The sequence below is a fragment of the Pseudomonas sp. 210_17 TE3656 genome (assembly GCF_054821965.1).
Window position 1 is genome coordinate 1,141,622 of record NZ_JBTRBC010000001.1, and the last position, 23,733, is coordinate 1,165,354.

Genomic DNA, 23,733 nt, shown 5'->3' on the forward strand with positions numbered 1-23,733 from the left:
CGACGGGCCGAACAGCGCCTTAAACGCCCTGTTCCACGAATGGCACGGTAAGGGCCAGCGCGTTGTCCAGCGCGGCGGTATCAACGCCACCACCTTGCGCCATGTCCGGACGACCGCCGCCCTTGCCGCCCACTGCGGCAGCGGCTTGCTTCATCAAATCACCGGCTTTGAGTTGGCCAGTCAGGTCTTTGGTCACACCGGCAACCAGTACAACCTTTTCCTCATGGACACTGCCGAGCAGGATCACTGCGCGGCCGAGTTTGTTCTTCAGCTGATCGACCAGCGCCAGCAGCGCCTTGCCGTCCTGACCATCCAGGCGTGCAGCCAGGACTTTGACGCCCTTGACCTCAACGGCCGAGTTGGACAGGTCGTCACCGGCGGCACTGGCGGCCTTGGCCTGCAGTTGCTCCAGCTGTTTTTCCAGCTGGCGGTTGCGCTCGAGCACGGCCGAAAGCTTGTCGATCAGGTTGTCGCGACTGCCCTTGACCAGTTGCGCGGCTTCCTTGAGCTGCTCTTCGGCAGCATTGAGGTAAGCCAGTGCCGCCTCGCCAGTGACCGCTTCGATACGGCGCACACCGGAGGCTACACCGCCTTCACTGATGATCTTGAGCAGGCCGATATCACCGGTACGCTTGGCGTGGATACCACCGCACAGCTCGACGGAGAAGTCGCCGCCCATGCTCAGTACACGCACGCTGTCGCCGTATTTCTCGCCGAACAGCGCCATGGCGCCCTTCTGCTTGGCGGTATCGATATCGGTCTCTTCGGTTTGCACCTCGGAGTTCTTGCGCACTTCGCGATTGACGATGTCTTCCAGAGCCTTGAGCTGCTCAGGCTTGACCGCTTCGAAGTGACTGAAGTCGAAACGCAGGCGCTGACTGTCGACCAGCGAGCCTTTCTGTTGTACGTGATCGCCCAGCACCTGACGCAGCGCTGCATGCAACAGGTGAGTGGCGGAGTGGTTCAGCGAGGTGGCGTGCTGCACATCGGCGTCGACCTTGGCCTGAACCTTGGAGCCGACCACCAGCGTACCGCTGGCGACCACACCGTGGTGCAGGAAGGCGCCGCCGGTCTTGGTGGTGTCACGCACGTCAAAGCGTACATTGCCGGCTTGCAGGTAACCGGTGTCACCCACCTGGCCACCGGATTCGGCGTAGAACGGCGTGCGATCGAGGATCACTACGCCCTGCTCACCTTCAGCCAGTTGCTCGACGACTTTGCCGTCCTTATAAAGAGCAACGATGCTCGCTTCACCTTCGGTGCTGGTGTAGCCGGTGAATTCGGTGGCCACATCAACCTTGACCAGGGTGTTGTAGTCCAGGCCAAAGGCGCTGGCGGAACGCGCGCGCTCACGCTGCGCTTCCATTTCCCGCTCGAAGCCTTCTTCGTCGATAGTCAGTTCGCGCTCGCGAGCGATGTCGGCGGTCAGGTCCATCGGGAAGCCGTAGGTGTCGTAGAGCTTGAACACCACGTCACCTGGAACCACGCTGCCTTTAAGCTCGGCCAGATCCTGCTCGAGGATCTTCAGGCCCTGCTCCAGGGTCTTGGCGAACTGCTCTTCTTCAGCCTTGAGCACACGCTCGATGTTGGCTTGCTGCTGGGTGAGCTCCGGGAAGGCTTCGCCCATCTCGGCGACCAGCGCTGCAACGATCTTGTAGAAGAAGCTGCCAGTGGCGCCCAGCTTGTTGCCGTGACGGCAGGCGCGACGAATGATCCGGCGCAGTACATAGCCACGACCTTCGTTGGACGGCAATACACCATCGGCAATCAGGAAGCCGCACGAACGGATGTGGTCGGATACCACCTTGAGCGACGATTGCTCTTCGTTCTTGCAGCCGATGGCCGCGGCAGACGCTTCGAGCAGGCTGCGGAACAGGTCGATCTCATAGTTCGAGTGCACGTGCTGCATGACCGCACTGATGCGCTCCAGGCCCATGCCGGTATCCACCGACGGTGCCGGCAGCGGGTGCAGTACGCCGTCGGCGGTGCGGTTGAACTGCATGAAGACGTTGTTCCAGATCTCGATGTAACGGTCACCGTCTTCTTCCGGCGAGCCGGGTGGGCCGCCCCAGATGTCCGGGCCGTGATCGTAGAAGATCTCGGTGCAAGGACCGCACGGGCCGGTATCGCCCATGGTCCAGAAGTTGTCGGAGGCGTAAGGCGCGCCTTTGTTGTCGCCAATACGCACCATGCGCTCGGCCGGGACGCCGATTTCCCGGGTCCAGATGTCGTATGCCTCGTCATCGCTGGCATAGACGGTGACCCAGAGCTTTTCTTCCGGCAGGTTCAGCACCTTGGTCAGGAAGGTCCAGGCGTAGGTGATGGCGTCTTTCTTGAAATAGTCACCGAAGCTGAAGTTACCCAGCATTTCGAAGAATGTGTGGTGACGGGCGGTGTAGCCGACGTTTTCCAGGTCGCTGTTCTTGCCACCGGCGCGCACGCACTTCTGGCTGCTGGTCGCGCGGGTGTAGGCGCGCTTTTCCTGGCCAAGGAAGCAGTCCTTGAACTGGTTCATCCCCGCGTTGGTGAACAGCAGGGTCGGGTCGTTGCCCGGAATCAAGGAGCTGGAGGCAACTCGGGTATGTCCCTGCTCTTCGAAGAAGCGAAGGAAGGCTTCACGGATTTCTGCGCTTTTCATAGGTTCTTCCACGGAAACGGCGGCCTTACGGCAAATGCTTGCGTCAAATTGACGAAACGACGGCAAAGGGCCGCATTATATCGGGCCTTAGGCTCGGATGCAGTGTGTTTATGCTATAGAAACCGTCAATTGGACGCTCTGCAACCTTCAGCTGATCGCGTATTACTGGGGATGCGAGGTGGAATTGGCAAGGTTTCCCGGATGAAATGCCATTCATCCGCAAAAATATCGTTAGCAGCCTATACGTTCGCTTCACATATGTGCTAATAATTCTCCGCCGCCGACGCTCGGTGGCAACGTTCTCAGGGCGGGGTGCAATTCCCCACCGGCGGTAATTGCGCAACCTGCGCATAGCCCGCGAGCGCTTGCAGGCTTGCCTTGCAAGGTCAGCAGACCCGGTGTGATTCCGGGGCCGACGGTCATAGTCCGGATAAAGAGAGAGCGGGATAGGCACACCTGTGCCTGTCGTTGCGCACCTGCGTGGCGAAATCCCCTTCGATCCAGATGCCCTGTTTCTCATACAAACAGGAGTCCGTTTCAATGCAACCTACCGCAATCGATAGCAAAAACCCTTCCCACGAGCGCATCGCCTTCATCCAGGCCTGCTGGCACAAGGATATTGTCGATCAGGCACGTAAAGCCTTCGTCGAGGAAATGGGCGTTTTGGGCTATCAGGCAAGCGATATCGATTTCTTTGAAGTCGGTGGCGCCTTCGAAATCCCCCTGCACGCCAAACTGCTGGCCCGTAGCGGCCGCTATGCCGGCATTGTTGCCGCTGGCCTGGTCGTCGATGGCGGCCTGTACCGCCACGAATTCGTTGCGCAGTCAGTAATCAGCGGCCTGATGCAGGTTCAGCTGGAAACCGAGGTACCGGTGTTCTCGGTGGTCCTGACCCCGCATCACTTCCACGCAGGCGATGAGCATCAGAACTTCTACTTCGAGCATTTCCTGGTCAAGGGTGCCGAGGCGGCGAAGACCTGTGCCGATACGCTGCAGAAGTTGCGCGCCCTGCGCCGCAATGACGTGCCACAGAAACGCGTAGGTTGATACAGCTGTAGGAGCGGATTTATCCGCTCCTACACCAACTGATCGGGCGTGGTAGGCACGATCAGAATCCCCGCCCGCAAGCCATTCTTGACCTTGGGATTGGGGAAAATGATCCGCGCCCCCTCCTCTTCGACGATCCAGCGCGTGCTGCTCAGATCTTCTGCCAGCAGATAGCCCTTGGACAACTCTGAAAAATTCTCGATGTCCGCTGGCAGATGCAAGTGGAAGCTGTCGCTGTGCTTGATGATCTCGCGGGCTACGCTAAACAGCTGCAAGCCATCCAGCGCTTCAGGCTCCTCAGGCTCGTTGCCTTCGATGATCTGCTTGAGGCGGGTGTCCAGACGCTCAAGGTTGACCTGCGCGTTCTCTCCAAAGGGCCGCGCCTTGCCCAGTTCCAGGGTAAAGGCTTCAGCATCGAGCGTTTCGTAGGTGTAGGCGGTAAAGGTGACCGACGTCTTGCTTTGCAGCAACACAGCCTCCATGCCTGCCGCACGCAGGCGCGCCAGCTCGCGACGAGAATGCTGGCGGCCTTCCTTGAACGGATAGAGTGCAAATTGTTCGATCTTCGAGCCACGAATGGCGGTGTGCAGATCGTAGTGCAACCGGGTACGTCCGGGCACACTGAAAAAGGTGGTGGCCAGACGCTCCAGCTCGCAAGCGCGCAACGCTTCCGAACCACTGGAGAGCTCATGCCGACCATTGAACAGGCGGTTGACGTCCTGCTCCAGATAACGCTCGCCCTTGCGGATCGCTTCGGGGTTGCCAAACAGGAACAGAATCCGCGCCCGCGGCTTGATCTCGCCCTTGGCGATGCCATGCAGCAACTCGTCGAGCAGCTCGATGGGGGCGGTTTCGTTACCGTGGATACCTGCCGAAAGCAGCAGGTCCATGCCGTTGTCACGCGCTTCAGGAGGGCGCACTTCAAGCGCCCCCTCGCCAAGCCAGCGCATGCGCACGCCGTCGACAGTCAGCTGGGTCTTCTCTGCCGGTTCACGACCGGCAAGGGTCAGTTCGAGCAGTTTGCCGAGGGCGAGCATGGGCTATTCCTTAGTGATGGTGGCCGCAATCAGGACCATGTACGTGATCATCATCGCCGCCGGCGTCAGCCGGTTCCATTTCCAGCTGCAGGCTAACCAGGTTGGTGGCCAGCGGGCGCAGCAACAGATTGGCGTATTCAGCGTCGTCTTCTTCGACGTCGACACCGATCAGCAGCTGACCACGGCCATCCTGCTGAATCCATACCTCCTTGCCTTGCCAGACCACCGCAAAGCGGGTGCAGGAAGTTTCCAGCTGGGTACCATCGTCATCTTCAAGGATCAGCTGCAGGGTGTCGGACATAGTCGAATTCTCTCTCAAGGTTGGAGTTGGAACGGATAGACCGAACCCAGTTTGAGGATCTGGGTCAGCTCATCCAGTGCCGTACGGCACTCCAGCAACAGTTGCGGGTCCGCCAGGTCGGCTTCGCTCAGGCGGTCGCGGTAGTGCTTGTCGACCCACTGGGTCAGGGTGTCGTACAGCGGCGCCGTCATGATAACCCCTGAATTGACCGCTGCCAGTTCAGTTTCATTGAGTGCCACGCGCAAACGCAGGCACGCCGGGCCACCGCCGTTCTGCATGCTCTGCTTGAGGTCGAAAACCTTGACCTCGGCAACCGGACCACCCTGGCCGGTCAACGCCGACAGGTAGGCCCAGACACGCTCGTTGTTGCGGCACTCTTCCGGGACGATCAGCAGCATCGAACCGTCGGCACGGGTCAGCAGCTGGCTGTTGAACAGGTACGAACGCACCGCATCCTCTACCGTGACAGCCGAGCGTGGCACGCAGATCGCCTTGAAGTTGCCACCCCGTTTAGCCAGTTTAGCTTGCAGTTGGCCAAGCATCGCCTCGGTCTCGAGGAAGGCGTCTTCGTGGTAGAACAGCACCTCGCCGTTACCCACCGCGATCACGTCGTTGTGGAACACACCCTGGTCGATAACCGCCGGGTTCTGCTGGGCAAACACCACACCCTCCTCGCTCAGCCCGTGCAGCCGGGCGACCGCCTGGGAAGCCTCGAGGGTCTGGCGTGCCGGGTACTTCTGCGGGGCCGGGTAGCGGGTGTCGAAGGCGCTGCGGCCATAGACGAAGAACTCCACGCCAGCCTCGCCGTAGCTCCGGCAGAAGCGCGTGTGGTTGGCGGCACCTTCATCACCGAACTGCGCCACCGCCGGCAACGCGGCATGGTGGGCAAAGTGCTTGCTGTCGGCGAACATCGCCCCGAGCACACGGCTGGTGGTCGGGTGTTCGATGCTGCGGTGATATTTGCAGTTGAGGTTGGCGGCGGTGAAATGCACGCGACCGTCGGCGGTGTCGGCACTCGGGCTGACCGTGGCGGCGTTGGCCACCCACATGCTCGACGCCGAGCAGCTGGCAACCAGCAATGGCATCGCTTCTTTGGCGGCGCGCTGGATCACCTCGGCATCAGTGCCGGAGAAGCCCAGACGGCGCAGTGCGCCAACGTCCGGACGCTCCTGCGGCGCCAGTACGCCCTGCTGGAAACCCATCTCCATCAGCGCTTTCATCTTCGCCAGGCCCTGACGCGCGGCTTCGCGCGGGTTGGACGCCTGCTGGCTGTTGCTCTGCGAGGCAACGTTGCCGTAGGACAGCCCGCCGTAGTTATGCGTCGGTCCCACCAGACCATCAAAGTTCACTTCAAACGATTTCATCGGCAAGGCTCCGTGGACCTTTTGTTATAGGGAGACGCCTGGCGTCAGCGTGGCAGGCAGGGTCAGGCTGGCAGTCTCCAGCGAGGCTACCGGGTAAGCGCAATAGTCGGCTGCATAGTAGGCACTGGCGCGATGGTTGCCGCTGGCACCTACACCACCGAACGGCGCACTGCTAGCAGCACCGGTCAGCTGCTTGTTCCAGTTGACGATGCCCGCGCGGCTTTGCAGCCAGAAGTACTGATAACGGGCATGCGAGTCGGACAGCAAACCGGCGGCAAGGCCGTACTGGGTGTTGTTGGCTTCAGCAATCGCCGCGTCGAAATCGCTGTAGCGAATGACCTGCAGCAACGGGCCGAAAAACTCTTCGTCCGGGCGCCCGGCTACAGCGGTTACATCGACGATACCCGGGGTCAGCAAGGCAGCAGAGGCTTGCGGCTGGGTCATGCCCAGCAGCGACACACCACCGTTGCTCAGCAATTGCGCCTGAGCATCGAGCAGCGCCTTGGCGGCCGCCAGCGAGATGACCGAGCCCATGAACGGTGCCGGTTGCTGATCGAAGGCGCCGACGGAGATGGTCTTGCACACCTCGACCAAACGCTTGAGCAGTGAATCGCCCCACGCGCCTTGCGGTACCAGCAGACGACGCGCGCAGGTGCAGCGCTGGCCGGCAGAGATAAACGCCGACTGGATGATGGTGTAGACCGCCGCATCCAGATCCTTGACCTCATCGACCACCAGCGGGTTGTTGCCGCCCATTTCCAGGGCCAGGATCTTGTCCGGGCGGCCGGCGAACTGCTGGTGCAGCAAGTTGCCGGTACGGCTGGAACCGGTGAAGAACAGGCCATCGATGCCCGGGTTGGCGGCGAGGGCTACACCAGTTTCACGCGCGCCCTGCACCAGGTTCAAGACGCCCGCTGGCAAGCCAGCTTCGATCCAGCACTTGACCGTCAGTTCGGCGACCTTGGGCGTCAGCTCGCTGGGTTTGAACACCACGGTATTACCCGCCAGCAGCGCCGGAACGATATGACCGTTAGGCAGATGACCAGGGAAGTTGTAAGGGCCGAACACCGCTACCACACCGTGCGGCTTGTGGCGCAGCACGGCGGTGGCATCGGCCAGCGGGCCGCTTTTCTCACCGGTACGCTCGCGGTAGCTCTGCACCGAGATGGCTACCTTGTTGACCATGCTGGTCACTTCGGTAGCGGCTTCCCACAGCGGCTTGCCGGTTTCTTCACCAATGCAGTGAGCCAGTTCGTCAGCGTTGGCCTTGAGTGCCGCAGCAAAGGCTTCGAGCACACTGATGCGAGCCTCCAGCGACTGTAGCGCCCAGCCGGCAAAGGCCTGGCGCGCCGCCTTGACGGCGCTATCGACCTGCTCGGCACTGGCACCCTGGCCTTGCCAGATAACCTTTTGGCTGACCGGATCCAGCGATTGCAGCGCTTCGCCCTGCCCCGCCTGCCAACTGCCGGCGATAAAGTGAGTCGTCATTATTTGGCCTCCCGGGCAGCAGACAGCGGCACGGCACGCACCTGATCACCGGCGCTCAGGCGCAGGCGTTTTGCGGTCAACGGATCGACCACCAGGGTTCCGGCCGCCAGACGCGCCGGCGCCGCGGTGATGCGGCACTCTTCGCGCTTACGGTTGTGGATGATGAATGGCGTGGCATCGTCGCCCGGCGTGCCAACGGCCAGCACCAGCGCCTGGCTGTCGTGCACCGCACGAATCTTGCTGGTTTCGCATTCCACAGCGGGGCCTGCGTCGAAAATGTCGACATAGCCCTGGTAGCTGAAGCCTTCGCTCTTGAGCATGGCCAAGGCCGGCTCGGTGTCGGTGTGGACACGACCGATCACGCCACGAGCGGCTTCGGAAAGGAAACAGGTGTACAGCGGAAACTTGGGCATCAGCTCGGCGATGAACGCTTTGTTGCCGACACCGGTCAGGTAATCGGCCTGGCTGAACTCCATTTTGAAGAAGTGTCGGCCCAGGCTCTCCCAGAACGGTGAGCGCCCCTGTTCATCAGACATACCGCGCATCTCGGCAATGATCTTGTTGCCGAACAGTTCGGCAAACTCGGCGATGAACAGCAGGCGCGCCTTGGCCAGCAGACGGCCGTTGAGGCCACTGCGATGGTCGCTGCGCAGAAACAACGAACACAGCTCGGAATTGCCGGTCAGGTCGTTGGCAAGAAACAGCGTGGGGATCTCGCGGTAGATGTTCAGCTCTTGCGAGGCGCTGACCGTCAGGCCGACCCGGTAGTTGTACCAGGGCTCACGCAAGCCGACCGCGCCGGCGATGGCGGAAATCCCGACCACCACGCCTTCGTCGTTTTCCAGCACGAACAGGTAGTCAGCGTCGCCACGCTCCGCTTCGCCACGGAAAGTTTTCTCGGCCCAGCTGACCCGGTGCGCCAGGCGCTCCTCGTTGGCCGGCAAGGTGGTCAGGCCAGTGCCGGTGCTGCGCGCCAACTCGATCAGCGCCGGTAAATCGCTGCTGCGTACGGGACGAACGATCATGCTATCTCCTCGGGCGGCGGCCTTTGGCCTGCCGCGAAACTCGACCTGGGGGCTCGGTTATCGAACCGCAGGAATCAAACCGCGACCAGGCGCACACTGGCGCCTTCACCGACGCCCAGGGCTTCGGCGGCTTCAAGACTCAGGGTGACCGGTTTGCCAGGCACCCAATCCAGCTCCAGGAGCACGGCGCGGTAATCCTGCAACTGGCCATTGCACACCAGGTAAGGACGCCCGCCCTTGACCACGGCGCTGTCGAGCTTGACCGGCACCACGCGGCTCTGGGCAATCGAACGGATGCTCGAGACCCGCGCATGCAAGGTTGGGCCACCGTCGAAAATGTCGATGTAATGATCGGTCTCGAAGCCTTCGCGCATCAGGATGTCGAAGGTGATCTGCGCACGCGGATGCACCTGGCCCATGGCCTCTTGCGCGGCATCCGGCAGCAGCGGCACGTAGATCGGGTAATGCGGCATCAGCTCGGCCAGGAAGGTCCGGCTCTTGAGGCCACACAGGCGCTCGGCCTCGGCGTAGTTGAGGTCGAAGAAGTTACGCCCGATGGCATCCCAGAACGGCGAATCACCGTTCTCGTCGCTGTAGCCGACGATCTCGGTCACCACCGAGTCGGCGAAACGCTCGGGATGAGCGGCCATGAACAGCAGGCGACCACGGGAGTTGAGCTCCGACCAGCCGGTGCCGACCAGTTCTGGCAGGACGTAGAAGCTGGTCAGCAGGCTGTTGCCGGTCAGGTCATGGCACTGCGAAAGCACATGGATCTTGTTGTGGATCTTCAGCTCGCGCGAAGCATGCACAAAGGTCTCGTTGCGGAAGCTGTAGAACGGCTCGGAATAACCCGCCGAGGCGACGATCGCCGAGCAGCCGACCAGCTTGCCGGTGCCGCTGTCTTCCAGGACGAAGAAGTAGCTCTCTTCGCCGTTGAAACTGACTTCGGCAGCGAAGGACGTCTCCGAGGCGGCAATCTTGTCGCTCAGACGCTCGGCATCATCCGGCAAGGACGTGACACCAATGGGGCTGTCCGCTGCCAGACGCTGTACTTCGCCCAGATCAGCCATTTGCGCGGGGCGCATCACCAGCATGGTGTCACTCCTTTCGGGAAAACAGGCCAGCCATCGCCGGCACAGGAAAAATCAGCAAGCGCCCGTTGGGCACTGGCTCTGGAATTCGGATTCACCGGCCCCGAAGGGCCGGCGAAAGCACCGCAGGCGCTTATCAGGCCTGGGTCAGTTTTGCCGCAGCACGTTCGAAACGATCCAGGCCTTCGTCGATATCGGCATCCTCGACCACCAGGCTCGGGGCGAAACGCACAACGTCGGGACCAGCCTGAAGCACCATCAGGCCTTCTTTCTCGGCGGCGTTGAACACGTCCTTGGCCTTGCCTTTCCAGGCATCGGACAACACGCAACCGATCAGCAGACCAATGCCACGCACCTGGGTGAACAGGCCGTACTTCTCGCCGATCTGCTCCAGGCGGGCCTTGAACTTCTGATGCTTGGCCTTGACGCCCGCCAGCACCTCAGGGGTGTTGACCACGTCCAGCACGGCATTGGCCACGGCGCACGCCAGCGGGTTGCCGCCGTAGGTGGTGCCGTGGGTGCCGACGGCCAGGTGCTTGGCCAGGGCTTCGGTGGTCAGCATGGCGCCGATCGGGAAACCGCCGCCCAGGCTCTTGGCGCTGGAGAGGATGTCCGGGGTCACGCCGTAGTGCATGTAGGCGAACAGCTCACCGGTACGGCCAACGCCGGTCTGCACTTCGTCGAAGATCAGCAGCGCATTGTGCTTGTCGCACAGCTCGCGGGCGCCTTGCAGGTAAGCGACGTCTGCCGGGACCACACCGCTCTCACCCTGGATCGGCTCGATGACCACGGCGCAGGTCTTGTCGGAGATCTGCGCCTTGAGCGCTTCCAGATCGTTGTACGGCACATGGCTGATGCCGGTGATTTTCGGGCCGAAACCGTCGGAGTACTTCGGCTGACCGCCGACACTCACGGTGAACAGGGTACGACCGTGGAAGCTGTTAACGGTGGCGATGATTTCGTGCTTTTCCGGGCCGAAACGGTCATGGGCGACACGACGGGCCAGCTTGAACGCGGCTTCGTTGGCTTCAGCGCCGGAGTTACAGAAGAACGCGCGCTCAGCGAAGGTCGCGTCGACCAGCTTGTGGGCCAGACGCAGCGCCGGTTCGTTGGTGAACACGTTGGACACGTGCCACAGCTTGTTGGCCTGCTCGGTCAGCGCGCCAACCAGCGCCGGATGTGCATGACCCAACACGTTTACGGCAATCCCGCCCGCGAAGTCGATCAGCTCGCGGCCCGACTGATCCCAGACTCGGGAGCCCGCACCACGAACGGGGATAAAGGCCGCCGGTGCGTAATTGGGAACCATTACCTGGTCGAAATCGGCGCGTTGCACCGGAGCTTGCTCAACGGACATCGGAGTCTCCTGAAGAGGAACGCCTGCCTGAAACTGGCGAGCGATGGGGGGATTGTAAGGACAGATCGGCGCCCGACCTTGTCGCCAAGCGACAACTTCTTATAGCGCCAAACCCTGTTTTACCAAGGCTTACGGCAATGCGACAAATAGGGTCGCAAAGGCGCAGTTTAAACGGTGTGCAGGGATGGGTGGGAGATTCTGTATGGACGGTTCTGTGGGAGCGGATTCATCCGCGAAGGACTGCGCAGCAGGCCCGTCTTCAGGGCTGCGTTGCGACCCTTCGCGGATGAATCCGCTCCTACAACATAGACAACACCGCGATAAAAAACTAACCGCGCTCGGCAGGCACCGAAGACAACTCAAAAGGGCTGCTGCTTCGTCGCTGGTTGCGATCTTCCCGCGGCGTTGCGCCGAAGAAATTGCGATAAGCGCTGGAGAAGTGCGGCCCCGAAGAGAAGCCGCAAGACAAACCGATCTGGATGATCGACTTGCTGGTCTGCATCAGCATCTGCCGCGCCTTGTTCAGGCGCAGCTCAAGGTAGTACTGACTCGGCACGCGATTGAGGTATTGCTTGAAGATTCGTTCCAGCTGACGCCGCGAAACGCACACATGCTGAGCGATCTCATCGGTGGTCAACGGCTCTTCGATGTTGGCCTCCATCAGCAGCACGGCCTGGGTCAGCTTCGGATGACTCGAACCCAGGCGGTTCTGCAACGGAATGCGCTGGCGCTCACCGCCCTCGCGAATCCGCTCGACCACCAATTCTTCCGACACCGCACCGGCAAGCTCGGCGCCATGATCGCGGGCCAGCACCGCCAACAACAGGTCGATCACCGACATCCCGCCACACGCGGTCAGGCGATCACGATCCCAGTCGAACAGGTGGCTGGTGGCGATAACCTTGGGGAAACGCTCGGCAAAATCATCCTGCCAACGCCAGTGCACTGCCGCACGATAGCCGTCGAGCAAACCCAGCTGCGCCAACGGGTAAACGCCCGCCGACAAACCACCGACGACACAACCGGCACGGGCCAACTGCTTGAGCGCACTGGCCAGCCCGGATGCCACCGCCTGAGGCGGCTCGTCAGCCAGCAAAAACAGCTTCTGGAGACCTTCCAGGCGCCCTGCCCACGGCTCGCCCGGCAAGCGCCAGGCGCCTTCGGCCGCAGGCTCGGCCTGCAGGAACGCCAACTCGTAGACCACCTCTGGATGGACGCGCTGGGCAACCCGCAAAACCTCTTCGGCCAGCGCCAGGGTCAGGGCTTTGGTGCTGGGCCAGATGAGAAAACCGATGCGCTGGGTGGTCATGGGATGCGGTCCGAAACCTGAGAGGGGTCAAGAAGATAGAGCCTGGACATGCTGCGACGAGCTCGCAGCATGACCCATTTTGGTGCGGATCAGCAATCTTACTTGAGGCTGCCCGAAAGGAATTGCTGCAGACGCTCGGATTGCGGATTGACCAGCACCTCGCGTGGGTTGCCGCTCTCTTCCACCAGACCTTTATGCAGGAACACCAACTGGTTCGACACCTCGCGGGCAAAGCCCATCTCGTGGGTCACCACCACCATGGTCCGGCCTTCCTGGGCCAGCGCCTGCATGACCTTGAGCACGTCACCGACCAGCTCGGGGTCGAGCGCCGAGGTCGGCTCGTCGAACAGCATGACTTCCGGCTCCATGGCCAGCGCACGGGCAATCGCCACACGCTGCTGCTCACCACCGGACATATGCCCAGGGTAGGCGTCTTTACGATGAGCAACACCCACCTTGGCCAGGTAATGCTCGGCTTTTTCCAGGGCGTCCTTCTTCGACATACCCAACACGTGAACCGGCGCTTCGATGATGTTTTCCAACGCGGTCATGTGCGACCACAGGTTGAAGTGCTGGAACACCATCGACAGCCGCGAGCGCATGCGCTGCAGCTGCTTGGGATCGGCGGCCTTGAGCGCGCCGTCCTTGTTGGCCACCAGCTTGAGCTCTTCATTGTTGAGCAGAATCTTGCCCGCATGCGGCTGCTCAAGCAGGTTGATGCAGCGCAGGAAGGTACTTTTTCCCGAACCGCTGGAACCGATGATGCTGATCACGTCGCCTGCCTTGGCCGCCAGGGACACGCCCTTGAGCACTTCGTGACTGCCGTAGCGTTTATGCAGATCTTGGATTTCGAGTTTGTACATGCTGTCGATTCTCACAAAGCAGTCAGTCTTGAGCTAACGCTCAGGGCGAAAAAGTTGGCGCAGGCCTCAGTGCTTGCGCGGCGCCAGGTAGCCGAGCCAGCGGCGCTCAGCCAGCTTGAACAGGCGCACCAGAATGAAGGTCAGGCACAGGTAGAACACGCCGGCGGTGATATAGGCTTCGAACGGCAGGTAGTACTGGGCGTTGACCGTGCGCGCCGCACCGGTGATGTCGATCAGGGTGACGATCGACGCCAGACTGGTGGTCTGCAACATCATGATCACTTCGTTACTGTACTGCGGCAGTGCCCGGCGCAGCGCCGATGGCAGCAGGATGCGGCGGTACATCTTGACCCGCGACATACCCATGGCCTTGGCTGCTTCGATCTCGCCATGGGGCGTGGCCTTGAGGCTGCCGGCAATGATTTCCGCAGTGTAGGCACTGGTGTTGATGGCGAAGGCCAGGCAGGCACAGAAGGTCGCACTCGACAGCCATGGCCAGAGGAAGCTTTCACGCACGGCTTCGAACTGAGCCAGACCGTAGTAGATCAGGAACAACTGCACCAGCATCGGCGTGCCGCGGATTACGTAGGTGTAGAGCCAGGCGGTCATGTTCACCAGCGGCTGCTTGGACACCCGCATCAACCCCAGCGGGATCGCCGCCAGCAAACCGAACAGCAGCGACAGCGCCAACAGCTTGAGGGTGGTCAGCAAACCGCCCAGGTACAGCGGCAGCGCTTCCCAGATGACGTTGTAGTCGAAAATCATAGTTCAGCCGCCTTTACGCCAACCGAGTAGCGCTTCTCGAGGTAACGCAGGGCCAGCAGCGAGACACTGGTGATCACCAGGTACAGGGCCGCGACCGCCAGGAAGAAGGTGAAAGGTTCGCGGGTGGCATCTGCCGCCTGCTTGGCCTTGAACATCATGTCCTGCAGACCGACCACCGAAATCAGCGCCGTGGCCTTGGTCAGGACCAGCCAGTTGTTGGTGAAGCCTGGAATCGCCAGGCGAATCATCTGCGGCACCATGACCCGGAAGAACACCTGCAGGCTGCTCATGCCGTAAGCCATGCCAGCCTCGGCCTGGCCCTTGGGAATCGCCATGAAGGCACCACGGAAGGTTTCCGAAAGGTAGGCACCGAAAATGAAGCCCAGGGTACCGATACCCGCCATCAGCGGATTAAGGTCGATGTAATCGTCATAACCGAGCAGCGGTGCTACGCGGTTGAGCAGGTCCTGACCACCGTAGAAAATCAGCAGGATCAAAACCAGGTCGGGGATCCCGCGGATCACCGTGGAATACAGGTCGCCCAGCCACGCCAGCCAGCGCACTGGCGACAGGCGCAGGGCCACACCGATAAGGCCGAGTACAATGGCCAGGGCCATGGACGACAAGGCAAGCTGCAGCGTAAGCCACACGCCGTCGAGGATAACTGCCCCGTAGCCTTTCAACATGATGAGGTCCTCGACCTTAGGGATGAAAAAATGGTGCAAACCTCAGAGCCTCTGCTGCTTGCACCATTACACAGGTGAAACGTCGACGATTTACTTGGCTTCAGGGCCGTAGATGTCGAAGTTGAAGTACTTGTCCTGGATCTGCTTGTACTTGCCATTGGCGCGGATAGCGGCGATGGCAGCGTTGATGCGATCCAGGTTGGCCTTGTCGCCCTTGCGCACGGCAATGCCGACACCGTCACCGAAGTACTTCACGTCAGTGAAGGACGGACCGACGAAGGCGTAGCCCTTGCCAGCGTCAGTCTTGAGGAAGCCATCTTCAAGCAGCGTAGCATCGGCCACGGTGCCATCCAGGCGACCGGCTGCAACGTCCAGGTAGATTTCGTTCTGGGTGCCGTAAGGAACGATGGTGGCGCCTTGCGGAGCCAGGACTTCCTTGGCGAAACGGTCGTGGATCGAGCCACGTTGAACACCGATTTTCTTGCCCTTGAGCTCAGCCAGGTTGTCGCTGACGGTGGTACCTTCCTTCATCACCAGGCGCGCCGGGGTCAGGTAGTACTTGCCGGTGAAGTCCACGGACTTCTTGCGATCTTCGGTGATCGACATGGACGAGAGGATGGCGTCGATCTTGCGCACTTTCAGTGCCGGGATCAGGCCGTCGAATTCTTGCTCGACCCAGGTGCACTTGACCTTCATCTCTTCGCACAGGGCGTTGCCGATGTCGTAGTCGAAGCCGACGATGCTGCCGTCTGGCGCCTTCGAGGCGAACGGTGGGTAAGCGGCCTCGATACCGATTTTCAGCGGTTTCTCATCAGCCAGCGATGCCAGGGAAAACACGGACAGCGCCAGTGCGCCAAGCAGTGCGAGTTTCTTCATCTGGAACTCCATCGGTAAAGGGCAATACAAGGCAGCGTGAAACTTCTGCCCGATATGCGAATGGGTACAACGCGAGCTGCGCGGGGTCGACGAAGGTCGAACGCCACGAGCGAGTGATCGGCATTTTAACGACAGCACCGAAGCCGATATTTCTTCAATGCGACAACTAGTTACAGAAGCGCAGGAACGCGAGGCCGGAGATATTGACAGCTTTCGCGGAATATGCAAAAGCAAAAGACAAATAACCAATCAATGAAGCAATAAGCGGGCCTATTATTGGCAAAGCCTTCTAATCCGGCAAGCGTAGCGTTTCAGCGGGTTGAAATCAGCTCAGGAAACGCCCTGTTAGCGGGCGAAAACGTTTCGCTTTGCCCCGCTGGCGAGCAATTGGGGTGACAGAATGGTTACCGATGATTGTCGGAGTAACAGAAAGCACAAAGCCCCGTCGGCAGATTTCCGAAGGGGCTTTTGAGTAACACATGAGGGCCTCATCGTCGGCAAGGCCAGCTCCCACAGAGTATGCAGCCCCTGTGGGAGCCGGCCTTGCCGGCGATAGGCTGCGAAGCAACCTCAGACTCAGGCGGACGCCTTGCTCATGTCCTTATGGGTATCGATCAGATGCTGGACCACACTCGGATCGGCCAGGGTCGAGATATCGCCCAGGGCGTCGTACTCGGCAGTGGCAATCTTGCGCAGGATGCGACGCATGATCTTGCCCGAACGGGTCTTGGGCAGGCCCGGCGCCCACTGGATGACATCCGGTGAGGCAATCGGACCGATCTCTTTGCGTACCCAGTTTTTCAGCTCCAGACGCAGCGCTTCGTTCGGCTCCTCGCCACCATTGAGGGTGACGTAGACATAAATACCCTGCCCTTTGATGTCGTGCGGCACACCGACCACTGCTGCCTCGGCGACTTTCGGGTGGGCAACCATGGCGCTTTCGATCTCGGCTGTACCCATGCGGTGCCCGGAAACGTTGAGCACGTCATCGACGCGGCCAGTGATCCAGTAGTAACCGTCTTCATCGCGACGGGCGCCGTCACCAGTGAAGTACATGCCACGGAAGGTCTTGAAGTAAGTGTCGACGAAACGATCGTGATCGCCATACAGCGAACGCGACTGGCCCGGCCAGGAATCGAGGATCACCAGATTGCCTTCGGCAGCGCCATCGATCAGGTTGCCCAGATTGTCCACCAGCGCCGGCACCACACCGAAGAATGGACGGGTTGCCGAACCCGGCTTCAGCGCGGTAGCACCTGGCAGCGGGCTGATCAGCACGCCACCGGTTTCGGTCTGCCACCAGGTGTCGACGATCGGGCAACGCTCTTTGCCAACGGTCTGGTAGTACCAGTTCCAGGCTTCCGGGTTGATCGGCTCACCCACCGAACCGAGCAAGCGCAGGCTCGAGCCATCGGCACCCTCAACCGCAGCCTGACCTTCAGCCATCATTGCGCGGATGGCGGTCGGGGCGGTGTAGAGGATATTGACCTTGTGCTTGTCGATGATCTTCGACACGCGAGTGATGTCCGGATAGTTCGGCACACCTTCAAACAGCACCGTGGTCGCGCCATTGGCCAGCGGGCCGTAGACGATATAGCTGTGACCGGTCACCCAGCCGACGTCGGCGGTGCACCAGTAGACCTCACCCGGACGGTAGTCGAACACCCGCTCATGAGTCAGCGCGGCGTAGACCATGTAGCCGCCGGTGGTGTGCAGCACACCTTTGGGCTTACCGGTGGAGCCGGAGGTATAGAGGATGAACAGCGCTTCTTCGGCACCCATCTCTTTCGGTGCGCAGTGGCTGGAAGCGACCTTCATCAGGTCTTCGTACCAGATGTCACGATGCTGGTGCCAGGCGATGTCGCCACCGGTGCGTTTGCACACGATGATCTTCTGCACGCTGGCGGTTTCCGGGTTGGTCAGGGCCAGGTCAACGTTGGCCTTGAGCGGCGTGCGACGACCGCCACGCAGACCTTCGTCGGCGGTGATCACCACTTTCGACTTACAGTCGATGATGCGTCCGGCCAGCGCCTCGGGAGAGAAGCCACCGAAGACCACCGAGTGGATCGCGCCGATACGGGCGCAAGCCAGCATCGCGACTACGGCCTCGGGAATCATCGGCATGTAGATGGTCACCACGTCACCACGGTGCACGTCCTGACCGCGCAGGGCGTTGGCAAATTTGCACACCTGTTCGTGCAGTTCGCGGTAGGTAATGTTGCGGTGCTCGGAAGGATCGTCGCCTTCCCAGATGATTGCGACCTGATCACCACGCTCGGCAAGGTGGCGGTCCAGGCAGTTGTAGGAGACGTTCAGAGTGCCGTCGGCAAACCATTTGATATCGACATGGTGGTCGTCGAAGGAGGTCTGTTTGACCTTGGTGAAGGGCTTGATCCAGTCCAGGCGCTGCGCCTGCTCACGCCAGAAGCCGTCCGGGTTGATCACCGACTGCTGGTACATGGCCTTGTAGGTCGCCTCATCAGTCAGGGTGGTGGCCGCAACCTCGGGACGAACGGGATACAGGGGAGCCGCACTCATCTTTATCTACCTCGGTGTAATAGTTGTTTTTGTATGACCTCGTTGTAACTGTACCAGACCCGCTAGGCCATTCGACGTTGGTAGTAACGCCCTGCTCTTTTGCACCCATGCAATTGACCGCAGGCTCAAGGCCGGGCATGTGCGCAGAGAAAATAAATTCCGAAGATGTCAAGCGAGCGATTGTTACAGTTTTCGCCAACAGTGTTTATCAAAACATCATCTGTTTAACACAAGCGCCCGCCCCTAAAATTCGCCCCGCCAGCAACGGCATCGCGATTAACTTCTTGTTACAGCCCCCACGAAGGCCGTTAATCCCGAGATAACTGTGATAGTTGAACGTTAGTTGTACACGCGGCGCCACAAGCGCTGCGTGCCCCCTTACGACCTTAGACAGGTAAAATGAAAATGAAAGCTTTACTGGTATTGGCACTTGGCAGTCTTTGCAGCGTGGCGGTGGCCGACGAAGTTGCAAACGGCGGCGCCGAGCAGATTCCGGTTGAACAGTACAGTTACTCGCAGCACCTGGACATCGCCAAAGTCATTTCCATGAGCGAAGTCCCGAACGTCTGCGAAGTGGTCCCGGCGCGCATGACCTATGAGGACTCGCAGGGCCAGCGGCATATTCTCGAGTACCGTGTGATGGGTAACGGTTGCTCCAACGGATAATCTGAAGATTACCGCTCGCCGCGCCTCGATCGCCGCTGACCGAGGCGCGCGGTTCAAACAATCGATATTGAATCGTTGCGCTACAACTAATCCACGCTGACATTTCTGTCATTACAGCTTATTTACTCTGCCGACTTGCCAACACCGTGTTCGCGCAACTTGTTGGCTATCGTGGTATGTGAAACTCCAAGGCGTTTACCCAACGCCCGGCTGCTCGGATATTCACCCATCAGTTGTTCCAGCACAGCTTTTTCAAAGCGCCCGACAATCTCGCCCAGGTCACCCTCAAGGGAAAACTCACCCAGCGGTTGCCGCGCACCATAGTCTGGCAAGCGAATATGTTCGCTTTTAACCACCCCGCCATCACACAGCGATACCGCCTGGAACAATACGTTCTCCAACTGACGCACGTTACCCGGCCAGTGATACTGGCTCAGGCGCTCCATGGCCGCCGGGGCCAGGCGCGGCAACGGGCAACCGATCTGGCGACTGGCCTGATCGAGAAAATGCTCGACCAGCGGTGGCAGGCCATCCAGGCACTCGCGCAGCGGCGGGATATGCAGTGAAAGCACATTGAGGCGATGGTAAAGATCCTGGCGGAACTCGCCGCGCGCACAAAGCTCCGAGAGGTCGACCTGGGTCGCGCAGATAACCCGCACATCCAGATACACCTCCTCGTCACTGCCGACCCTACGGAAGCAGCCATCCTGCAGAAAGCGCAACAATTTGACCTGCAAGCGCGGGCTCATTTCACCTACGCCATCAAGAAACAACGTGCCGCCTGCGGTCAGCTCCAGCAGACCCAGTTTGCCTTCAGCCCGCGCACCTTCGAATGCACCCGGCCCGTAGCCGAACAACTCGGTCTCGGCCATGGATTCCGGCAGGCCGGCGCAATTGAGCGCCATCAACGGCGCCTGCCCACGCGGGCTGGCCAGGTGACAGGCACGGGCCAGCAGTTCCTTGCCGGTGCCGGTCTCCCCTTCAATCAACAGTGGCGCGTCCAGCGGCGCCATACGCCGAGCCTCGCGCACCACCGCAGCCATTACCCGCGAGCTCTGGAAAATACTGTCAAAGCCGCGCAACTCCTGCTTGCGCACGTTATAGATACGCTCACCAATGCGATCGGCACGGTGCAGGGTCAACACCGCCCCTGCCAGGGCCTCGCTGTCGTCATGCTCGGATTGCAGCGGCGCGATGTCGGCCAGGAACACATCGCCCTTGACCTTGACCCGCAGGCCGTTGATCCGCGATTTGTTGGCCCGCACCAGCTCCGGCAAGTCAAAGTCTTCGGCATAACGCGACAAGGGGATACCCGGCACCTCATCCACCCGCACCCCGAGCAACTGCGCCGCCGCCCGGTTCGCGGCGACGATGGAACCGCCCATGTCGATCGACAGCACCGGGAAATCCAGCGCCCCCAGCAAGGCATTGAGTTCCATATGCCGCCGTTCGCTCGGCATCAAGCCCACACGCTTGACCCCGAACACCCCGGCAATCGACTCGAACTTGGGCCGCAAGGCCTGGAACTGCAAGTTGATCAGGTTGGGACAGTGCAGGTAGATGGCATTGCCATGCTCGCCGCCGACCTCGCCGCGGGCGACGTTGATGCCGTATTCCACCAGCAGATTGAGGATGTCGCGCAGAATGCCGATGCGGTTCTGGCAATGCACTTTGATACGCATGAAGTGTCCTACTAATAGGTCTGGAACAAACCCTGACAGCCAGCGGGCTGGGAATTTTCTACCAACTCGGAAGAATTTTCGTAAAGATTACGTGACAAAACACCGGTTACCGAGGCCCAACACCCCTCGATTTTTCGGCCCTCTGCCAAATCCGTAAAGTAATCGTTACAGAAAACCCGCCACTTAGCCAGTCCCAGACGCTGGCGAACCGATGCAAAGTGCGGCTCAGCGGGTTATCTCTTAAGCAACGGCTTGATCACATAACAAGAACGGCCCTCAGCAGGAGAGCAGTATGAAACAGACGCAATACGTGGCTCGCGAGCCCGATGCGCAAGGGTTTATCGACTACCCGCAACAGGAACACGCGGTGTGGAACACCCTGATTACCCGCCAACTGAAAGTGATCGAGGGCCGCGCGTGCCAGGAATACCTGGACGGCATCGAACAACTGGGCCTGCCGCACGACCGCATCCCGCAGTTGGGCGAGATCAACAAGGTGCTCGGCGCCACCACCGGCTGGCAAGTCGCCCGCGTGCCTGCGCTGATTCCTTTCCAGACCTTTTTCGAGCTGCTGGCCAGCAAGCGCTTTCCGGTGGCGACCTTCATTCGTACCGAAGAAGAGCTCGACTACCTGCAAGAACCGGATATTTTCCACGAGATCTTCGGCCATTGCCCGCTGCTGACCAACCCCTGGTTCGCCGAATTCACCCACACCTACGGCAAACTCGGCCTTCAGGCCACCAAGGAAGAGCGCGTCTACCTGGCCCGCCTGTACTGGATGACCATCGAGTTTGGCCTGGTCGATACCCCGCAGGGTCGCAAGATCTATGGCGGCGGCATCCTTTCTTCGCCGAAAGAGACCGTCTACAGCCTGTCCGACGAGCCCGAGCACCAGGCCTTCGACCCGCTGGAAGCCATGCGCACGCCGTATCGCATCGACATCCTGCAACCGCTGTACTTTGCCTTGCCGAACCTCAAGCGCCTGTTCGACCTGGCCCACGAAGACATCATGGGCATGGTTCACACAGCGATGAAGATGGGCCTGCACGCACCGAAATTTCCACCTAAGGTTGCTGCCTGAGCCACCTTGCAAACCAATAACAAACCACTTGCGGAAAACCTTATGAACGCCTTGAACCAAGCTCACTGCGAAGCCTGCCGTGCCGACGCTCCACAGGTTAGCGATGAAGAACTGCCGGTACTGATCAAGCAGATCCCGGATTGGAACATCGAAGTCCGTGACGGCATCATGCAGCTGGAAAAAGTCTTCCTGTTCAAGAATTTCAAACACGCCCTGGCCTTCACCAACGCCGTCGGCGAGATCTCCGAAGCTGAAGGCCATCACCCTGGCCTGCTGACCGAATGGGGCAAAGTCACCGTGACCTGGTGGAGCCACTCGATCAAAGGCCTGCACCGTAACGACTTCATCATGGCTGCGCGTACCGACGAGGTCGCCAAAACCGCCGAAGGCCGCAAGTAATGCACTTCAGCGCAATCGGGCGCGTACCCGGTGATCCGATCCTGGGACTGATGGAGGCCTACGCCAACGACAGCAACCCAGACAAGTTTGACCTGGGTGTGGGCGTCTTCAAGGACGCCCAGGGCCTAACGCCGATTCCAGCGGCGGTCAAACTCGCCGAACAGCGCCTGCTCGACCAACAGTCGAGCAAGAGCTACGTCGGCGGCCATGGCGACGCTGAATTCGGTCGTCTGATCAGTGAACTGGTGCTGGGTAGCGGCTCGCCCCTGCTGGCCAGCAAACGCGCCGGTGCCACCCAGACACCGGGCGGCACCGGCGCCCTGCGCCTTGCCGCGGAGTTCATCGAACACTGCCTGCCGGGCCGCGGCATCTGGCTGAGCGATCCGACCTGGCCGATCCACGAAACCATCTTCGCCGGTGCCGGCCTCAAGGTCAGCCACTACCCTTACGTCGGTGCGGATAACCGCCTCAACGTCAGCGGGATGCTGGCCACGCTGGAAGCGGCACCGAAAGGCGACGTGGTGCTATTGCACGCCTGCTGCCACAACCCGACCGGCTTCGACCTGTCCCAGGACGACTGGCGCGCCGTACTGGAAGTGGTCCGCCGCCGCGAGTTGCTGCCGCTGATCGACTTCGCCTACCAAGGCTTTGGCGATGGCCTGGAAGAAGATGCCTGGGCGGTACGGCTGTTTGCCGCTGAGCTGCCCGAACTGCTGATCACCAGCTCCTGCTCGAAAAACTTCGGCCTCTACCGCGACCGCACCGGCGCCCTGCTGGTGTGCAGCGATGATGCCGAGAAGCTGCTGGATGTTCGCAGCCAACTGGCCCTGCTGGCGCGCAACCTGTGGTCGACGCCGCCGGATCATGGCGCTGCGGTAGTCGCGCAGATTCTCGGCGATGCCGCGCTCAAGCAGCTGTGGGTCGAAGAAGTCGAGGCCATGCGCCAGCGCATTGCCCAACTGCGGGTCGGGCTGGTCGAGGCACTGGCACCTCACGGTCTGAGCGAACGCTTTGCCCACATCGCCGCGCAACGCGGGATGTTCTCCTACACCGGCTTGTCGCCGGAGCAGGTCAAGCAACTGCGTGAGCGGCATAGCGTGTACATGGTCGGCACTGGCCGGGCGAACATCGCGGGTGCTGATGCAGCACGCCTTGACGCCCTGGCGGCAGCTATCGCTGACGTCTGTCGCTGAAAAGCATCGCGGGGCAAGTCCGCTCCCACAGAGATCATACAAATCCTGTGGGAGCGGGCTTGCCCCGCGATAGCCATTAAGCAGGAAAATTCATACTGTCATTCAGACTCCTGTATCCTGCACGAGCTTTTTACAAGCCATGCGCGCCTTGCGCAGCCTTTCCACACACTTGCGAGGAACGACGAGATGCATGAAATCCCGAATCTTCCCTTCCCAAGCCTGAACCCAGAAGAGCAGACACCTGCCACTCACAGCGCCGAACCAGCCCAGGCTGACCACGACGGCGACGAAACTTCCAGCGCCGACCAGGAATAACCGCGCAACAGT

The 23,733-nt window shown here is 60.6% G+C and carries 21 protein-coding genes and 1 riboswitch; of the genes, 6 read left to right on the top strand and 15 right to left on the bottom strand.

Annotated features, from left to right (window positions below):
* Nucleotides 1-19 precede the first annotated feature (19 nt).
* Nucleotides 20-2,638 carry an alanine--tRNA ligase gene (gene alaS, locus ACVI9W_RS05410; RefSeq protein ID WP_461529409.1) on the bottom strand — a complete coding sequence of 873 codons (2,619 nt, stop codon included), beginning with the start codon at nucleotides 2,636-2,638 and terminating at the stop codon, nucleotides 20-22.
* Between the two features lie 294 nt (nucleotides 2,639-2,932).
* Nucleotides 2,933-3,085: riboswitch (FMN riboswitch) on the top strand.
* Between the two features lie 93 nt (nucleotides 3,086-3,178).
* Here alaS and ACVI9W_RS05415 point away from each other — a divergent pair.
* Entirely contained in the window at nucleotides 3,179-3,685 is a 507-nt protein-coding gene (locus ACVI9W_RS05415; protein WP_461529410.1) for a 6,7-dimethyl-8-ribityllumazine synthase, read from the top strand.
* A gap of 29 nt (nucleotides 3,686-3,714) precedes the next feature.
* Here ACVI9W_RS05415 and astE read toward each other — a convergent pair whose 3' ends face one another.
* From astE to acs, 13 genes are all read right to left on the bottom strand, one after another.
* Nucleotides 3,715-4,722, bottom strand: a complete 1,008-nt coding sequence (gene astE / locus ACVI9W_RS05420; RefSeq protein ID WP_461529411.1) for a succinylglutamate desuccinylase — start codon at nucleotides 4,720-4,722, stop codon at nucleotides 3,715-3,717.
* A gap of 10 nt (nucleotides 4,723-4,732) precedes the next feature.
* A complete protein-coding gene (locus ACVI9W_RS05425; RefSeq protein WP_461529412.1) occupies nucleotides 4,733-5,023 on the bottom strand; it encodes a topoisomerase II in 291 nt (96 codons plus the stop codon).
* A 14-nt stretch (nucleotides 5,024-5,037) separates the two neighbouring features.
* Nucleotides 5,038-6,387, bottom strand: a complete 1,350-nt coding sequence (gene astB / locus ACVI9W_RS05430) for an N-succinylarginine dihydrolase (protein ID WP_461529413.1) — start codon at nucleotides 6,385-6,387, stop codon at nucleotides 5,038-5,040.
* 24 nt (nucleotides 6,388-6,411) lie between these two features.
* Entirely contained in the window at nucleotides 6,412-7,878 is a 1,467-nt protein-coding gene (gene astD, locus ACVI9W_RS05435; RefSeq protein WP_461531796.1) for a succinylglutamate-semialdehyde dehydrogenase, read from the bottom strand.
* Complete coding sequence (astA, locus tag ACVI9W_RS05440; protein WP_157193550.1) at nucleotides 7,875-8,900, bottom strand: arginine N-succinyltransferase; 1,026 nt, start codon at nucleotides 8,898-8,900, stop codon at nucleotides 7,875-7,877. The genes astD and astA overlap by 4 nt, the downstream gene beginning before the upstream one ends.
* A 74-nt stretch (nucleotides 8,901-8,974) precedes the next feature.
* Nucleotides 8,975-9,994, bottom strand: a complete 1,020-nt coding sequence (gene aruF / locus ACVI9W_RS05445) for an arginine/ornithine succinyltransferase subunit alpha (RefSeq protein ID WP_157193551.1) — start codon at nucleotides 9,992-9,994, stop codon at nucleotides 8,975-8,977.
* Between the two features lie 133 nt (nucleotides 9,995-10,127).
* A complete protein-coding gene (locus tag ACVI9W_RS05450) occupies nucleotides 10,128-11,348 on the bottom strand; it encodes an aspartate aminotransferase family protein (RefSeq protein WP_461529414.1) in 1,221 nt (406 codons plus the stop codon).
* A 328-nt stretch (nucleotides 11,349-11,676) separates the two neighbouring features.
* Entirely contained in the window at nucleotides 11,677-12,657 is a 981-nt protein-coding gene (argR, locus tag ACVI9W_RS05455; protein ID WP_038613475.1) for a transcriptional regulator ArgR, read from the bottom strand.
* 98 nt (nucleotides 12,658-12,755) lie between these two features.
* Nucleotides 12,756-13,520 carry an ABC transporter ATP-binding protein gene (locus ACVI9W_RS05460; protein WP_045189755.1) on the bottom strand — a complete coding sequence of 255 codons (765 nt, stop codon included), beginning with the start codon at nucleotides 13,518-13,520 and terminating at the stop codon, nucleotides 12,756-12,758.
* A gap of 66 nt (nucleotides 13,521-13,586) precedes the next feature.
* The gene (locus tag ACVI9W_RS05465; RefSeq protein ID WP_038613479.1) at nucleotides 13,587-14,285 is read right to left on the bottom strand and encodes an ABC transporter permease; all 699 of its coding nucleotides are present in this window, start codon (nucleotides 14,283-14,285) and stop codon (nucleotides 13,587-13,589) included.
* Nucleotides 14,282-14,971: an ABC transporter permease gene (locus ACVI9W_RS05470; RefSeq protein WP_038613481.1), complete on the bottom strand. Its 690-nt coding sequence runs from the start codon at nucleotides 14,969-14,971 to the stop codon at nucleotides 14,282-14,284. Before ACVI9W_RS05470 ends, ACVI9W_RS05465 begins: the two co-directional genes overlap by 4 nt.
* A 90-nt stretch (nucleotides 14,972-15,061) precedes the next feature.
* Nucleotides 15,062-15,847, bottom strand: a complete 786-nt coding sequence (locus ACVI9W_RS05475) for an ABC transporter substrate-binding protein (RefSeq protein WP_038613483.1) — start codon at nucleotides 15,845-15,847, stop codon at nucleotides 15,062-15,064.
* A gap of 576 nt (nucleotides 15,848-16,423) precedes the next feature.
* Entirely contained in the window at nucleotides 16,424-18,385 is a 1,962-nt protein-coding gene (acs, locus tag ACVI9W_RS05480; protein WP_422418375.1) for an acetate--CoA ligase, read from the bottom strand.
* Between the two features lie 405 nt (nucleotides 18,386-18,790).
* Here acs and ACVI9W_RS05485 point away from each other — a divergent pair, with 405 nt between their 5' ends.
* Nucleotides 18,791-19,051: a DUF2790 domain-containing protein gene (locus ACVI9W_RS05485; protein WP_038613487.1), complete on the top strand. Its 261-nt coding sequence runs from the start codon at nucleotides 18,791-18,793 to the stop codon at nucleotides 19,049-19,051.
* Nucleotides 19,052-19,173: 122 nt separating this feature from the next.
* On the opposite strand, the gene ACVI9W_RS05490 is transcribed toward ACVI9W_RS05485, so the two are convergent.
* Nucleotides 19,174-20,733: a sigma-54-dependent transcriptional regulator gene (locus ACVI9W_RS05490; RefSeq protein ID WP_342622903.1), complete on the bottom strand. Its 1,560-nt coding sequence runs from the start codon at nucleotides 20,731-20,733 to the stop codon at nucleotides 19,174-19,176.
* 292 nt (nucleotides 20,734-21,025) lie between these two features.
* Between ACVI9W_RS05490 and phhA the strand changes: the two genes are divergently transcribed.
* The 4 genes from phhA (at nucleotide 21,026) to ACVI9W_RS05510 (ending at nucleotide 23,721) form a co-directional block, all read left to right on the top strand.
* On the top strand, nucleotides 21,026-21,814 hold the full coding sequence (gene phhA / locus ACVI9W_RS05495) for a phenylalanine 4-monooxygenase (protein WP_038613490.1): 789 nt from the start codon (nucleotides 21,026-21,028) through the stop codon (nucleotides 21,812-21,814).
* Between the two features lie 42 nt (nucleotides 21,815-21,856).
* On the top strand, nucleotides 21,857-22,213 hold the full coding sequence (locus tag ACVI9W_RS05500) for a 4a-hydroxytetrahydrobiopterin dehydratase (protein ID WP_038613492.1): 357 nt from the start codon (nucleotides 21,857-21,859) through the stop codon (nucleotides 22,211-22,213).
* On the top strand, nucleotides 22,213-23,406 hold the full coding sequence (locus tag ACVI9W_RS05505) for an amino acid aminotransferase (RefSeq protein WP_461529415.1): 1,194 nt from the start codon (nucleotides 22,213-22,215) through the stop codon (nucleotides 23,404-23,406). The genes ACVI9W_RS05500 and ACVI9W_RS05505 overlap by 1 nt, the downstream gene beginning before the upstream one ends.
* 186 nt (nucleotides 23,407-23,592) lie before the next feature.
* A complete protein-coding gene (locus ACVI9W_RS05510) occupies nucleotides 23,593-23,721 on the top strand; it encodes a hypothetical protein (protein ID WP_256584467.1) in 129 nt (42 codons plus the stop codon).
* The last annotated feature ends 12 nt before the right edge of the window (nucleotides 23,722-23,733 follow it).